Genomic DNA, 16,355 nt, shown 5'->3' with positions numbered 1-16,355 from the left:
AAATACGCACTCCTTCGGTTCATTTCTATGATAAAAAGGTATGTTTGCATTATGGTCAAACAAAATATGCACCAGCAGGTGGAGCTGGAATATCTCAAAACCGATCACTGCCCCTTGGGCGACAAACAGTATAGTTTCTTTGAAATGGTATACCTGATTTCTGGTAAAGGCACAGTCTGCATCAACGGCAACCGTATGGCTTATCGTGACGGGAATCTGTTACTGATCACGCCCAACGACCGACATACTTTCGAGATAAGCGAAGTAACAGAGTTCCTATTGATCCGGTTTAGCGACAGTTACATTCGCAGCTACCCATGGAAAAGCATTCACCACCTGGAATGTCTGCTCTTCTATGCCACCCACCTGTCGGGTTGTGTAATGCGTTGCAAAGACGACAGCCGCCTCGTTGAAATGATTGTCGAATCGTTGCTGTTTGGAATGAAGCTTGGGGGTGTTTACCAGCAGGATCTGGACATGAACCTGGTGAACGCGCTGATTGTGATTGCGGCAAGGAACATTTCAAAGATAAGACCTGAAAATGTCCGTACCAACACAGACAAGCGCATCCTCCAGATCATCAACCACATTGAGCGCCATATTTTTAGGCCAGATCAGCTGACTGCGGCCGCAATAAGTCAGGCTTTTGGGATTTCCCAGGCTTACCTGGGTGTCTATTTCAAAAAAGCTTGCGGAGAAACCGTCCAGCAGTTCATTACCAGCTACAGGATCCGGCTGATCGAATGGCGGTTAAAGTACAGCGACCTGCGGATCAATGAACTGGCTGATGAATTCGGCTTTGCCGATGGCAGTCACCTAAACAAGTTCTTTAAGAAGCAGAAAGGCATGAGTTTAACGGGATACCGCCAGGCTATTTTGGCGAATCCGCATTAAAAGCATCTATACCAATTGAAAAACGATTACCTTTTAGCACATAGGATGGAATTTCAATCGTTATCTCCTTTTTTTCACCTGGTAGAAGATTGAAGAAATTATCACTATAAAATGCAGGTCTGATACTTTTCCCACTACCATCTGTTAGCCTGAGTTGTGTAAAGAAAGAAAGAGAATTCCCTTCATTTTCAACAAGCACTGTTGCCACTGTTTTCCCCGGAAAAGTTTTCTGACTGGTTTTTAGGCTAAGTTTTGTTTTATTCAATTTATTAATATCCTGAAATCCTGATACAGCTGGCCCCGTTATGGTCCAGGCCCCTTTATATTTATCATTTGACCTCCAGTAAAAAGCATCAGCGATTTGCTTTCCACGAGCATCTTCTAAAACAAGTTTGATAAAATGTATCTGCGAAATATCCTCCGGAAAGCTAATTTTTAAAGCATCCTTAACCAATCCGTCAGCAGGGATGTCTACAATTTTATCAAGCTTCGATACCATCTTACTTTCGAAATTATAAACCATTGCAATAATTTTATATCCTTTAAATGACTGCCTGTAATCATTATATACGGAAACCGTATTTTTGATGTAATCATATTGCGGGTGCAACGGTGCCAACCCATTCTGGGAATAATAAAGTCCGGCAGTCGGCTCCAGGAACCAATCGTAAAACCTACTTGAGGTTTGTGGCAACGGGCTATTGTGATACCAGAACAATAATCCAGAAGCAAAGCGATCGCCATATTGGAATTTATTGTAATTCCAGACCTCCCAGAGTGCCCGGTAGTTCATTGCCCCGACAAATTGCGCTTTCCTCGCAAAATCCTCAATTGACGAAGAACGGCCAAACTGTTCCACTGCTTCCCTATACTTTGTGGTCATTTGATGGAAACCTCCCCCATCCATGTAATTCCATACAGCAGTGCTGATTGGCCAAAGCTCTTTTTGCGGCATCATGTCTTTCAGCGAAGAAAGGACCGGCAAAATCGGGGCTCCATATTCAGGGTTAAACCCATCTACCCGGCTTCCTCTTTTTGAAGCTGTATTTTCAAAGTACTGCATTGGGTTTTCATATTTATACGGGCTTCCATCATGCACCCCGCAGCATTCAGATTGTGGCTGATACCCTTTAGTTGGATCTAGTGCATACATCAGCTCCCGCGCTCCCTTGATTTCGGTAGATTCATTGGCAGAAACGTAAAAAGCAGATGAAGCATGATTTCGAACCCTTTTTACCGTATTCGTCATATTTTTAAAATATAGTGCCGTATCTGTCGGAAAACGAGTATCGCCGGTAATCCAGAACTCAGTCCATACCATAATCCCCATCTCATCACAAAGCCGATAAAAATAATCTGATTCGGCAATTCCACCACCCCAAAGTCTCAGGAAATTAATACCAGCCTGTCGGGTATACCGCAATTCGGCATAGGTACGCTGTTCAGAATTCCTTAACATTGCCTCCGGCACCCAGTTAGAGCCCCGAATAAATACAGGGTGCCCGTTTACAAGAAACCTGCGTGACTGATCAGGGGTATTTTGATCCGTGGTGATTTCCCGGATACCAAAGCGGCTGGTCACACTACTGCTCTCCTTGCCCCCAATAGTAAATTTCAGATCAAGTGTATACAATTCCTGTTTTCCCTTATTTAACGGCCACCATAATCTTGGTTTTGAAATTTTTAGCTGGCTGAATTCCTCCGGCGTTAAGGTCATAGTCTTTCTTTCGCCCGCTTTCAGCGATACCTGCTTTTGAAAATCAACCCCAGCCTCTTTAATCGAACAAGACAGCACACCCGAACGAGCGGCAGCAGCGGCGTTATAAAGCTCTACTTTTACAGTTTCCTTGCTTGAAGTCGTATCTGGCAATGGCAACTTAGTCATCACGAAAGGATGCGCTAACAAAACATCACCGGTAGCAAACAACTCTACATCCTTCCATATCCCCGTATTCCGATCCCTGATCCCATCTGGACTGGTAAAGTCCCATCCAACCGACATCAGCATCGTCACATTTCTGCCAATTTCACCATCTCCACCATTAAAATTCTCCCCAATTGCTCCAGTCCTGTTTTTTTTTGAATTATGACTAGATCCTGGAATATCTACTGGTTTCACCTTAACAGCCAATACATTTTTACCCTGCCTGTTTGCAAATTCACTAACGTCAAACTGCTGTGCATTGAACATGCCAGCCATATTCCCAAGTTTCTTTCCATTCATCCAGATTTCACAACGATAATTGATTCCGTGAAACTTTAACCACAGCCTTTTGCCAGCAAAACTTTTTGGAATAATGAACGCTGTCCTAAACCAGTAATGATAAAATTCGACCCCCTCATCATTCAAATCAGGAATCAATTTGCGCTCTTTTCTGTTGTTATCACCGAAATATGGATCCGGATAAATCTTATTTGCAACCAAGCTACTTAAAACAGTTCCAGGTACAGTTGCAGGCATCCAATCAGCAGCACTATAATTAACTGCCGATATTTTCATTTCTTTCTCCCTCACCTCAGTAACTTTCTTCATTTTCCACTGACTGGATCCATCCATAACAGTTCCCGAACGAAGAAAAACAGATAGCGGAGCGGATCTATCACTAAGTGTTACTTTTTGGGCATATCCCAGGGATGAAATGCTAAAAAGAAGGATGATCAGATTTTTTAATTTCATGTTTAAGATTTGATTATATTTTTTCCGTTTCATTGTTTAATAAACAGTAGTATTAAAAAGATCAATCTTTCTAACTGTTACCAGGAAATTCCCGTTTGTAGAACTGGCAACAAACCCAATAGAAACCTTTGTAGGCGTATTTAGTGTAAAGCTTGCTGTTAGCGTATGATCATTTTTGGTTGGTCGTGTAAAAGCAAGTGCAGAATTGGGTACATCTACTGTGTTCGGCAGCCCATCACCCACGTTCACCACAAAATAAAATACTCCGTTATTAGGGTTGATTACGTCTTTTGCATTTGTGGTGTATTGATAACTTCCTGCCGGCAGCGTAATGGTTTGGTAAACTTTTCCGTTTGTAACAATAGGGCTGCCAGTGGCTCCTCCAATAACTAAACAAGTGTTTGTTTTATCATGTCCCCCGTATTTTACCCCAGCAACAGTATGTACCTTTGTAGCATCGTTAACAATCCAATCTACCGGTGTACCCCATCTATCAGTAGATTGAACAACAGCATATGGTCGCAATGAATTTTTTAGAACACCGCCCAAGTCTTTCAGTACCGTAGTGTTGATGATAATTACCAGCGATTTATCAAGAGGATCTAGCTGATACCTGGTAGGATCGCTCAGCTTTAGACCAATGGCTATATTTTTACCAAAGTACCTTGCCATATCCCTGGTATTAATTCTTAAATTAAATGTTCCCTTCCCCCCCTCTGCTTGTAAAATCTTTACGGGGTCTGAAGGCAAAGAATAATTCGAGCTTTCCAACATTACAGTATTTTCTGGAAGTACACCTGCTAACAGTAGTTTTTGAACTGTATCCTGATTAGACGATACTTTTACAGAAACATCCTGGCCAACGGCCCCCATAAGCCTGGCATTTAAAGGAATGTTAAAATAAGTGGCATCCTGAGTAATATTGCTCCCAGACGTTGGCGCAATTACCATTCTTTCTCCACCGTTTTCAAACCTAATCAAACGAAGGTCGCTCTGGTCTATCAGTTCATTTGTATTGAGCACAAGAATTATAGTCTTTTTTGAAGGGTCTATTTCATTATTTTTTGTGGGATTAGATAATTTAAGCGCAACTGCTACATTTCGGCCATAGTAAATCTCAAGGTCTGGAACATAAAACCGCACATAAATCCTTGAACTGTTCCGACCATAATGTAGCTCGGTGTTTGCTGGGTAGGAGAAAGACTGCGCTGGTAAGGCTACCGTATTCAATAGACCACCATTTGCGATTAATGTATTTACAGTATCTGCATTTGCAGTAATGTTCATCGTAAAATAGGCAGGGGCTGGTCCGTCAAGTGAAATATCTACAGGAACATCCATATAGGCTCCGACTCTCTGTACAATGGATTTGCGGACCTCCAGACGGCCATCCTTATAATCAAATCCCGTTGTTACCGCTGGGAACTCTTTATTGGGAAAGATATCATCCTTACATGCACTTAGAATGAAGATCAACACAAACATAATTATATACTTAGTTTTCATATCTTTTATTTTTTGAGATCAAACTACTGATTAAGCCATACTCTTCCATCTAACTTCCAGGTCTCCTTCGGTAGGATAGACATCCAGCTTAAAATCTGTGTTGCTGCATCCCTGGAAGCAGGAACCGTGCTGGCAAGATTAGTCGCAGAAACCGGGCAAATTAAACTGGAATTGAAGACCCATAGCGGATTAATGATGGGATCATTACCTTTTTCGACACTAAAATGTGCCAACGTCCCGCTATTGTCGTGCAACTGATTACCAGCACTTTCTGTACATGGCCAGTAACCTGCTAAGCTTTTGAAATTGGGGTGTGACTTCAGCACATAAGTATCACAGGCAAATCTTGTAAGGATTTCATTAGTCAATGCTTTACGCCAAATCCTCACATCGCTGATAAAGCCATTAAAGGCCTGGCCGGTGTTTATACGTCCAGGAATATAACCCAGTGTTAATAAATTTGGCAAATCAGTACCAACCGGCAGATCTATTGGGCCCCAGCCATCGGGTAACATAGATTCACCGTTAAATACACCATCTGTAAATGTTTTGATATACCTTTTAAGATCTCTATTTTCAACAACAACACCTAGTGTATGCCAATTCCCATCGTTAATATCGCGACCTCTAACAGAAAAATTAGCAGCAGAAGGCTTTCCGAAATTAATAGCCCAGCTCTTCCCATCCAAAGAAATTGTCCATCCTATACTACTATTATCAGTATTAGATGCTCTTTTGGAAAGAATAGCTGGATAGGAATAGTCATAATTAGGCTGAGCAGTTGTACCCCTGTTGATTTTCTTAACTTTTAACTCAATAGTGAACTGGGCGGTATCCCCAAAATTAAAAATCTGATCATTAGCAACAGGATCAGCTACCCGGGCACTTATCGCATCATCCTGAATACCACCAAACTTGAGGAAGGTACCATCATAGCGATTACCGGTATAAGGTTTATCTATATATTTCAGATTGTATTTTGGACTTGAGAAAATCGTAAATGTATTGATTTGAGCGTTACTGAAAACAGTTCCGTCAGCCGGAACGATATCAAATGCCCCGCCCCTGCTAGAGGTGACAACAATCAGCCAGTTTTCAGCATTATAGGTTGGTCTTGCTTTTAAAGCCGCTACCATTTCTCCCACATAGCTATCAAAACTGGTGATGGCGGTTTTATATTCCGGAAATGACAAATCATAACCATAAGTTTTTCCAGCGACGTTGACACCACCAAACTCGGCTATTACAATACCCACTTCCTGTTGGCTAAGTTCTGTAACGACAGCAGATTTAACGGCAGCATCAGTAGAAAATGACTGACGGACATCTGCTCCTGTTGCAAGCTTTTCTTTAAAAACATCTGAAGCAGAAAAAGAACTGATCCTGGTCTCTGGTCTTGCCGACTTAATCCTGGTAATAATGGTTGGGTACTTGCTTAAATTACTGCCTATCAGGGTCTCATTATATACCCCATGTTTATCTTTCCCAACACCGGTAAGCATATCCGCCCAGGAACTGGCATCATTATAAAGTTCATCACTTAATGACGTCCAGGAATAAGTTGCTTTCTGTGTTAAAGCTTTTATGTTTGGCGCCGGCGCATCTTTAACAGAAAGCCCACGTGCGCCGTCCACAATAACATATAAAACCTTCTGTGCGCCAGCATTTACATTTGGTGCATCTACGTAATCCTTTTCAGGTAAAAGTCTTTTAAATTTATCCTGACAGCTGCCAAGCAGTCCTAGTGTGATGCAAACGGCTAGGAATAATACAATTTTGTTTCTCATGTGATCTTTATTTGTAATTTGATCTGCAATTATTCTTCTGTAAAAGAAATACAAGTGATATTATTAATGGGTTTTCCGTCAAACTTGGAAATACTGCCGAGTAAAATCAATGAGGTTTTATTTTCTGCATTTTTGCCTTCAATAATGTCATATATGCTCCCCGAAAAATCACCGGCGGTATTGTATCCGGGAGCCAACAGCCCGGTTTCAGTCAGTATAATAAAGCCTGAACGTTTAACATTGCTGTATTTTTTAAATCCTCCGCTAATGATAATCATGCCATTTGATATCTGTTTGGCATAAGAAGGATAACCGTTGGCGAAATCCTTAGCTACAAAATTAGCATCAAGAGACCCATCCTGATTGAGCATGGCCAAACCTTTTGCAGGCAAGTTGTTGAAGGTTCCAAAGGTGCCTGTGATGAGGAATTTTTTAGAAATTTCATTATAGGTAATGCTACTGATTGACGCATTGGCCCCTTTTCCTACATTAAAGGTATTATCTAGCGTTCCGTCAGGATTTACCCTTACAATCCTCCCCGAGGGCAGCTCATTAAACCTACTGAATGAACCGACCAGAATGATCTTACCATCTGCCTGCTGAAAGGCTGCGTTAATGGAGCCATTACCTCCTTCATAGCTTCTGCCGGTGGCGGCATTAAAATGAAACGATTTGTCAAGCGTACCGTCCGGATTAAAACGGATCAGTTGTTTCATTGAAATACTGTCTGTAGTGATGCTGTCTTTGTAAACAAAAAACTGCTCCTGAGTAAGCGGATTAGTAATTACAATAGTCCTTCCATTAGTGTAGTTACGTTTTACATAATGACTGAAGTTACCTACTGCAATCAACTGGTTTCCCGAATTAAAAAGCTTAAGTACCGAACCACTTATGCCACCTGAAAAAGCCGGTACTGTAATCTGTTTACCAGTGAAGGGAGTACTGTAAGTGTTCACCCGAATGGAATCAGCTGTACCATTAACTGTTGTCCTTGTAATGTTACTAATGAACCTGTTCATCCTGTCGTAACTACTAAAGCGTCCACCTACATAAAAATTTTGTTTATTAGGAGATTGAATTACTGAATTGATCTGATCATCTGCACCAGAACCAAATCTTAAGGAACGGTCAAGTTCCCCGCTGGCCGAGGTCAGCACAATCCGTCTGATCGGTGAAGCCTCATTGGCCTGGCCATTATAATCGCTAAAGCTTCCAGTAAGAATGTATCTTCCATCATCCAGTTTAAGATAAGACCTCACCAAATTATTGGCACCGTTAATCGCTTTATAAAATGGATCGATCATGACTTTACCCAATACCTTAAATTGAGGACCATAAAAAACCTGATCTTCAACCATAATTGAAACGGCCCCGGAGCTTGCCATAGCGGGCACTTTGACAACGATAGCATTATCCTGAATATCAACAATTTCTGCTTCCTCTCCATTAAAAGAAAAAGAAATAGCTCCTTTATACTTTAATAAGCCAGATGCGGTAAACGTAACTGTCGTTCCTGAACTACCGTCGATTGGAACAGGTGGAATAACGGCATTAAAACCGATCCCCAGGGGCTTAGCCCCTCCATTGTAAGGATTTTCAGAAAGCGTCTTATCCTCCTTGCATCCCCAGAAAAACAACAGGCAGAAGGCAACAAACAATAGGTATGTATATTTCATATTCTAAATATTTAATCAGCGTATTTTTATTATTTATGACCAGCTATACTACCTGGATAACAGGACATCCTGGATAAAATTTGTGGCATCAAAACTAAAAGTATGGCTTGCTTTAAGCACATGCACAACTCCGTTATTGGGTTGAATATCCGAAGATGACACCAGTACAGTATTCCAGTTTGCCAGCGGATCAGCAGTATTGGGAATAAATGAGATACATAGATGGCGGTATCCCGCATATTTTACACCCTGTGAGTTCTCACTTCCTGTACCGCTCACATTCCCTGCATTATCGTAAATGGCACCAATATTAAAAACCACATCCCCTAAGGACTTATAATTTTGCCCGGGGTACAAACCGCGAGCGTTCAAATCAATCTGCGGGTAATCGTTTACTTTTTTAAGCCCCTTAAACATATATACCGAAACATATTTCTGCCATATTGCATCAGGGATATCATTAAGGTTTACCACAGTGTCCTTCCCTGTTGCATACAAGACTGTATTGAGGGTTTTGATCAGCCCGCGGAATGAGTTGTCAACAGGCGCAAAAAAAGTGAACTGATCATTGTTAAACTCTTTTTCCATTCCAGCCAACTTGATGACCGTAACCAGGGTATCAAAGTACCGTGGATTGGACTCCAGATACTGAAGAATGCTCCCGTCAAATTTTGCGTTTTCCTTTCCACCGTCCTGATAGTAGGTATCTTTTCCGCATGCAGCAAAAATCAGTATAGTAAATGCCAATAAAGCCAATAGTAGGCGTCCGGAATTCATATATTTTCTCATCTTTTATTCTTTATTTTAATTATAACCAATAGGAATTCAGGGTCATAAACGGATTCCTTGTAAGTGCGGAAGCGTCAATCGGCCAGGTCCAGGCGCCTTCATTAAACTGGGCAAGAGTGAGTGGATTACTCGTCCAGTTACCATCCGTAATTTTGCGGGTTCTTACCAGATCAAAAAAACTGTAACCTTCTCCTATGAACTCTCTCTGTCTTTCCCTGAAAATTGCGTCCTTAAGATTCTCCGCACTGCCAATTTCAAACAAGCTCGCCCCTGCACGATCACGCACCAGGTTAAGCATATCTACCGCCTCCTGATCCATTCCTAGTTCCGCAGCTGCTTCTGCCCTTAATAAAATAGCATCCGCATATCTGAACATCACAATTGCCCAATCCGGAAAACCTGTAGAGGATAAGGATCCCGCAAATTTTTTCATACTGAAGATCCCATCGTTTGCAGTCGGATTCACAAACCATGAAGCCAGACGGTCATCCTCATCCAGATTATATATTTTGTTGATATAAGAAGACCGAAAATAAGCGTTGCTATAAGTACCATTTGCAGCTGTATTACCTTTTTGAGGGTAGGCAACCAATATCTCGCCTGGAAAAGCGTTTTTGTTTGGTGTTCCGAAATCAACACCCTGCTTAAAGGCAAATAACCCTTCTTCTGTACCGCCTTCCATCACCGTTGGCAATCTGGAAAGTGGCACCAAGCTATAAGCATTACTGGTGACAATTTCCTGTCCTAATAACTGCGTTGTTGCGTAATAATTTTGCTTGTTAGCCTGATCGAACCCTGCATTCCACATGTTCATATTCATCAATAAATCTATAGCAGCTCCCTTGTTAGCCCTAAAACCATTAAAGGCCGCATCTTCATACTTCCATGGAAGATCATTCCTGGAGGCTGCTAATTCAGCAATACATTTATTTAATACCGAAACAAAGTTTTCCCTGCCTATAGGGTCAGAATGATAAGCATCTGTATAGTAAGCTACATCTCCGAACAACCTAACCATATAGAAATAGGTAAAACAACGGATAAAAACCGCTTCTGCCTTATACCGCTTTGTATCAATGTCAGACATCCCCGGAATACCTCTATCTACCTTATCATACATGATATTACTTCCCTGGATGACCTGGTAAAACTCAAGCCAACGTGTAATGGAAGCAAAATTGAGATTGGTCCAGGCTCGTCCCGAAACCAATACAGTTTTAAGATCGTTTATACCAAAAGACCGGTATACCACCCTTGATGTTGTATTGTTACTGTTATAATTACCATCAACTGAAGGCAATATTTCACCCGACCGCAATTCCCCTGTTGAGGAGATAAACGGAGCGCTTGAAAACTTGGCCCAGAGCTGGGCATATAAATTATTCGTAAAAGACTCAACATCAGCCTGCGTAGACCAGAATTTATTACCACTAAGCGCAGTGATAGATTCTACATCCAGAAACTTTTTGCAGCCTGATAAACTCGTAAAAATCATTGCTACTGACAGGCATATTATATATTTTTTCATAAGTATAATTTTAAAAGTAAACCTAAAACTCCACGTTCAGTCCCAGACTGTAAGTTCTCGCCATTGGATATCCCCCAGAATTATCATAACCTGTATTGGATACATTTTCTGGATTTGAACCTGAATAGTTAGAGAAAGTAATTACGTTGTTGATCGTTGTAAATACCCTTAAAGATTTAATGGACAGTGATTGCACCAGCTGCCTGTTAAATACATAGCCAAGCGTCATGTTATTAACTTTAAAATAGGAACCGTCTTCCATAAAAAGGGATTGATTAGTTCTAAATGGCGATATCAGTTCAGCCCTGGTGTAGTTCAACGCATCCGGATACTTTGCGCGATCACCTGGTTTTTTCCAATAATTGAGATTGTCTATTGGTAAAACAGCCTGTGTACCAAAAGGGTCGCCAGCCATCCTCAACCGGGAGGCATCTGCGGCATTAATGACATCACGATCGATGGTAAAAGAGCAATTTATGTTAAGAGACCAGTTGCCATATCCAAAACTATTGATGAACCCTCCGGTAAAAGTAGGCTGAGAATTCCCCATGGCAACACGGTCTTTATCCGTAATCACGTAATCCCCATCCAAATCTTGGATGATTGGATCCCCTCCCTGGAAATAAGCATTTGCATTATTCCCATTTCGTATTCGCAAACCGGTTTTTGGATTTATCGGTACATCAGTGTCACTGGCATATACGCCATTATTTTTAAAGAAATAATAAGAGAAAGGATTTTTTCCAACCGAAAACACAGTATTTCCCTGAACGATCTGACTTACCCCGCCAGGTAATTTTGTCAGATAAGTAGTATTCATGGATCCATTAAGCTTTGTAACCCACCTTAATTTGCTTTTAGGTGGCAATACCTGGATGGTGATATCTCCCTCGTACCCAAAATTGGTTAATCCGACCTCGTTACTCAATACCTTATTGTAACCAATAATTGTATTCAACTGTAGTTCACGTGTTTGCTGATCCATTTGACTAGAATACGCGTCAAAAGAAAAACTGATACGTCCCTTAAACAGACCACCTTCTAGACCAAAATTATAGGTACTTCTTGTTGCGGCTCCCAATGCCGGATTTGGAATAAAATCATATTTTAATCCTGTAATTGGCAAGCCATTATAAGTCCCTTTGTTCTCATATGTTCCGTTCACAGCAAAAACATTTCCTGTTGGAGAAATACTTTTACCCCAGCTTGCTTTAAGAGAAGCATACTCTAACCATTTACTTGCTCCATCAAAGATCTTTTCCTTACTGAAATTGTACCTTAAACCAACGGAAGGGTTTTTAGAATAAGGATCTTCCTCTCCGCTAAAGGAACTTGCATCAAATCGGTATGAACCGTTGAATACATATTTTCTCTTATAATTATAAACAATAGAACCAGCAAAAGACACCAGTCTGGATTTAGTAAGCTGAAGCATACCGCCCCCTCTCGACGAGCCTGTAACAAAATCTCCGCTATAACCAATCGGCCCAATGTATGAATTCACCGGCAGTCTGGTCTGCTCAGCAGCGTAAGACTGGAAGCTTTTAATATAAACCTCATTGAAGGCGGATATTGAAAGTTCGTGACTCTTTTTAAAAGAGGTATTGTAGGAAATATTATTTCGATTGTATACCGTATATTTTGAGTCATGATAAGCATAAGCTTTCGCATATTCTCCGTTTGCAGCCGCAGGTGTAAAACTGTCTTCCGTTCCCGTTGTTGTATCATAACTTCCGGTAGTGCTCAAATTTATTTTTTTGGTAGGTTGGTAATTCACCTGAAAACTTGTCCTTAGGTTCTTGGAGCTGTTGTCATTTTGCACCTGTAAGGCACCTATGACATCTGACGAAGCACTGTATAATGATGGCGGCGGCAATAAGGAAGATGCCGAAGTGTTTCTGGCAATGCCATTCTGAAGCAGTCCAACCCCACTGCCCTTATTTTTTTTACCAATGCCGCCGAAGATATTGGCATATACAGAAAACTTAGCACTTGGTTTATAAGTGAAGCTGGAATTCAGTGTATACCTGTTGAAACCTGTATTGGCAAGGATCCCTTTTTCATTGTATAAACCTAAATTCGTTTTATAGATAAACTCTTTAACTCCACCCTCAATAGCAAGATTATGCTGTTGATTAAACTGCGGCCCATAGAATACTTTCTGCCAATCGGTGGAGTTGTTATAATAGGTACTCAAACTATCCGATAAGTAATAGGAATCTGATAGTCTGTTAATTATATCATTCACAGAACCATACTTTAGTATCTGCCCGATTTTAAAATCCCGCTCAGCGGCCCCACCTAAGGTTGACCTGAGTTTCGGCGGGGTGCTTATGAAGAAATTTGAAGAATAACGCAATCTGGGTATAGAAGAATTTCCCTGCCTTGTGGTGATCAATATCACACCATATGCTCCTCTGGAGCCATACAGTGAAGTTGCCTGGGCATCTTTAAGTACCTCAATACTGGCCACATCTTCAGGAGCAATCATCGAAAGCGGGCTAATTCCCGGCCCTAATGAGTTGAAACCATTATCCGCAGCTTCGCTCTCTGCATCTATTGGTATCCCATCAATTACATACAAAGGCGAAGTTGGATTTAAAAAAGAGTCTTCTCCATTCCCCACTACATCAATATTGGATACACCTCTGATCAATACTGTACCCCGGTACCCCGGAGCACCTGTATTTACCTGAACATTCAATCCTGCAATCTGTCCCTGTAACAAAGACTCAATATTTGCAACCGGCACGTCCTGAATATTCTTACCATCAAGTTTTTTAGATGACCCGGCATCGGTTTCCCTGCTGGTTGATACATATCCCCTAATAATGGTTTCCTGCAGCGCCGACGTTTTCTCGGTCATCTGTATATTTAGTTCATCAGATCCAGGCTTAACCTTGCCTGTAACCTCCTCATAACCAACAATCCGAAATTTGATCTCAGAACCTTCCGGCACGGAAATGGAGTAAGTACCCTGGTTGCTTGATTGTCCAACGGCTTTATTGTTCACAATAATACTTACCCCTGGAATTACCGCACCGGTAGACCGCTCTGTAACCAAGCCTCTTATTCTGACTGGTTTGTTTTGTGCGTAAATACCTGAATGCACCATTACTAACATCAACAGCAATTTCAATATTCTATTTTTCATATTTACTGGATTCCTCAGTGTGTTTACAACCTTATTCATTTTCAAACTTTGGCGTATCATTGTGAAAGAAAAAGATAATTTCCCAGTCCCCTTTTTCAAAAATATTAAAGGCCAGACTCATCGTGCCTATTTCCCTACTGCCGGAGAAACCAATTCGGCTATAACTAAAAACTACATTTGCCTGGGCACCATCGATAGTTGTATAAACTGTAGGAGCTTTTATCAAAGGAACCGGATAAGCAATATCATACTTCACATATTGAGGAGTCATTTCCATATTAAATCCATGAACCAGCTGATCCCACTTCGTATTGTTAAACTTTGCCGGATTTATGGGCAGTGAATCTTTATCCATAAATTTGAAAGTTAGCGAATGACCATCACCGGCTTTCTTTTTGAAATAAACCCAACAGTCCTGCGTAAGCGTTTTTTTCTGATCATCCCTGATTTCACGTTCCAGATTTCTTTGTAAAGTTGAGGCTCTCATACCTGCAAGAATCGCCGGAATCAGGCGCTTTACAGCACCATTGGGTTCCAGCTTACTTAAGCCTGTTACTTCATCTATATGAAAGCTAGGTTCATAAGGGCGTTCTCTTCTGGGAATGATATTTATTTTTCGGATGAGCCGGCTGCCGCCGTTATTGCTAACCCTCACATCAAAAACATAGGCACTGTCAGACACTGGTTTGAGGAAGTTATCATTTCTAGCCCCTGCCCATAAAATGAATTCCCCCGACGTAGCCACTTCAAATAAAGGGCGCTCTTCCACACTCCGTTTTGCTTCAATTTCAGCTATGCTTTTTTCTAATCCGGTATATCTGCCATTCCATACCAGAGCTGAAGACGTTTGAGAAAAAGCAGTTGTTGCTGTCCCAGCATTATTTCGGGGATTAACAATTTCAAACTTTAAAGGGAAAGTAGAATCATCAGAACTAAAGCTTCCAAAGACAGTAGTGCGGCCTAATACCGGGCGATAGGTATCAACGGTATAATTGATGCTTTCACTTAAATAATCAGAACCCGCCGGAACGTTGTATATTTTTTTGCAGGCTGTTAAAGCAGTACTTGAAAGCAGGATGCCAAGCATCATCTGTTTGAACAATGAGCTACCTCTAAACCGCACTGATGTACAATTAATTTTCGAGATCATATAATTTAGTTTATTCGTTTAACAAGAAATGCGTCGAGTTCCAATGGGGTCACTTCCCATAAAAAACGCATAGAATGGATGCCTTTTTTAAGATGCACGGTTACAATACTTCCCGACCAGACAGGGTAACTATCTCTTTTGACTATAGCTATAGAACTTGATTCTATAAAGTCAAATGACAGATTATATCTGACCAAACTAAAATCTGAATTAATGCCGGCTCTATTACGGTACCTGGTCATGATTTCGTAATCCCCTTCTTCAGATACGTTTATGGTATAGATTACCCAATCACCGGAAGTTCCATCTTGTAAATCCCAGGTAGAAGGAAAGGAATAACCTGCTGAAAGCGGTGCCGTCGAAGCACCATGGTTTTCAAGCCTAAAGCCTTCGGTAGGTCTGTAATTTTTTGAGGGAAATACAGTCGCATGATAAGCTACTCCCTCGCCACCTTTATCAAAATCTTCGGCTTCAAGTACTGCCTTTGCATTTATAACAGATGGGAATTCAAATGGCAAGCCCTTGAAGGGAGAACGGATCGGTTTGTAAAAATCATTATACCCAAATAAATGCCCCGGTTCAAGGATATGAACTATACCATTAGTGGTACGGATATCTATCGAATTAGCAACTGTACCCAGCCAGGAGGCTTTAAAACTACTGCGGCGTGTATCTGAAAAGGTAATCAACGAGGCACCACCATTTTGATAACCCTCCGATCTGGAAATGTTCCTTTTACCATTCATCGGATAGTTATACTTATAGCTTTTCATCGTTTTTCCATCAGTGAGCGTCATAGAATCACTGAGGTTTAAACCAGCAATCATATAGCGGCACATCAGGCTATCCAAATTATTTACGCGATACTTGCTGAGTGAAACATAGCTGGGAGATGATATGGTCTTACCATTGTTTAATTTATTGAGTGCCAACACAAAGCTTTGGTTAGTAGGGGCAAAAAGTGTGATACGCTCTTTTTCCAATACCTCTTTAAGTCCCAGTCTGTCGATAACCACCAGCACAGAATCAAAAATTCCAGGTTTACTTTTTAAAAACTCATAAGTATTACCTTTAAATGGGGTCTTGAGATTGGTATAATCATAATCACCCTTATCCGTTTTATCACATCCGAAAAAGACTATACTGCCCAGCAGTACACATCCTAAATAATTAAATAAATTAAGCTTCTTCATT

10 protein-coding genes are annotated in these 16,355 nt (G+C 41.0%); 1 reads left to right on the top strand and 9 read right to left on the bottom strand.

Annotation, left to right across the window (positions count from 1 at the left end):
• The first annotated feature begins 51 nt into the window (after positions 1–51).
• Entirely contained in the window at positions 52–894 is an 843-nt protein-coding gene (locus tag FBD94_RS04775) for an AraC family transcriptional regulator (protein WP_131606740.1), read from the top strand.
• On the opposite strand, the gene FBD94_RS04770 is transcribed toward FBD94_RS04775, so the two are convergent.
• From FBD94_RS04770 to FBD94_RS04730, 9 genes are read right to left on the bottom strand one after another with little or no spacing between them, the layout of a single operon-like run.
• Entirely contained in the window at positions 872–3,571 is a 2,700-nt protein-coding gene (locus FBD94_RS04770) for a glycoside hydrolase family 2 protein (protein WP_136879320.1), read from the bottom strand. The genes FBD94_RS04775 and FBD94_RS04770 overlap by 23 nt on opposite strands.
• A 36-nt stretch (positions 3,572–3,607) precedes the next feature.
• Positions 3,608–5,077: a DUF5013 domain-containing protein gene (locus FBD94_RS04765; RefSeq protein WP_136879319.1), complete on the bottom strand. Its 1,470-nt coding sequence runs from the start codon at positions 5,075–5,077 to the stop codon at positions 3,608–3,610.
• A gap of 23 nt (positions 5,078–5,100) precedes the next feature.
• Positions 5,101–6,864 carry a LamG-like jellyroll fold domain-containing protein gene (locus tag FBD94_RS04760; RefSeq protein ID WP_136879318.1) on the bottom strand — a complete coding sequence of 588 codons (1,764 nt, stop codon included), beginning with the start codon at positions 6,862–6,864 and terminating at the stop codon, positions 5,101–5,103.
• A 29-nt stretch (positions 6,865–6,893) separates the two neighbouring features.
• The gene (locus tag FBD94_RS04755) at positions 6,894–8,540 is read right to left on the bottom strand and encodes a DUF5008 domain-containing protein (protein ID WP_136879317.1); all 1,647 of its coding nucleotides are present in this window, start codon (positions 8,538–8,540) and stop codon (positions 6,894–6,896) included.
• Positions 8,541–8,588: 48 nt separating this feature from the next.
• Positions 8,589–9,329: a fasciclin domain-containing protein gene (locus FBD94_RS04750; RefSeq protein WP_136879316.1), complete on the bottom strand. Its 741-nt coding sequence runs from the start codon at positions 9,327–9,329 to the stop codon at positions 8,589–8,591.
• Between the two features lie 19 nt (positions 9,330–9,348).
• On the bottom strand, positions 9,349–10,857 hold the full coding sequence (locus FBD94_RS04745) for a RagB/SusD family nutrient uptake outer membrane protein (RefSeq protein WP_136879315.1): 1,509 nt from the start codon (positions 10,855–10,857) through the stop codon (positions 9,349–9,351).
• 22 nt (positions 10,858–10,879) lie between these two features.
• Positions 10,880–14,011: a SusC/RagA family TonB-linked outer membrane protein gene (locus FBD94_RS04740; RefSeq protein ID WP_169472216.1), complete on the bottom strand. Its 3,132-nt coding sequence runs from the start codon at positions 14,009–14,011 to the stop codon at positions 10,880–10,882.
• Between the two features lie 31 nt (positions 14,012–14,042).
• Complete coding sequence (locus FBD94_RS04735; protein WP_136879313.1) at positions 14,043–15,161, bottom strand: DUF5007 domain-containing protein; 1,119 nt, start codon at positions 15,159–15,161, stop codon at positions 14,043–14,045.
• A 5-nt stretch (positions 15,162–15,166) separates the two neighbouring features.
• Positions 15,167–16,354 carry a fasciclin domain-containing protein gene (locus FBD94_RS04730; protein ID WP_136879312.1) on the bottom strand — a complete coding sequence of 396 codons (1,188 nt, stop codon included), beginning with the start codon at positions 16,352–16,354 and terminating at the stop codon, positions 15,167–15,169.
• Position 16,355: the final 1 nt, after the last annotated feature.

The sequence above is a fragment of the Pedobacter hiemivivus genome, assembly GCF_005144565.1.
In the GTDB taxonomy this organism is placed as follows: domain Bacteria; phylum Bacteroidota; class Bacteroidia; order Sphingobacteriales; family Sphingobacteriaceae; genus Pedobacter; species Pedobacter hiemivivus.
This window is presented reverse-complemented; position numbering and strand designations above follow the sequence as displayed.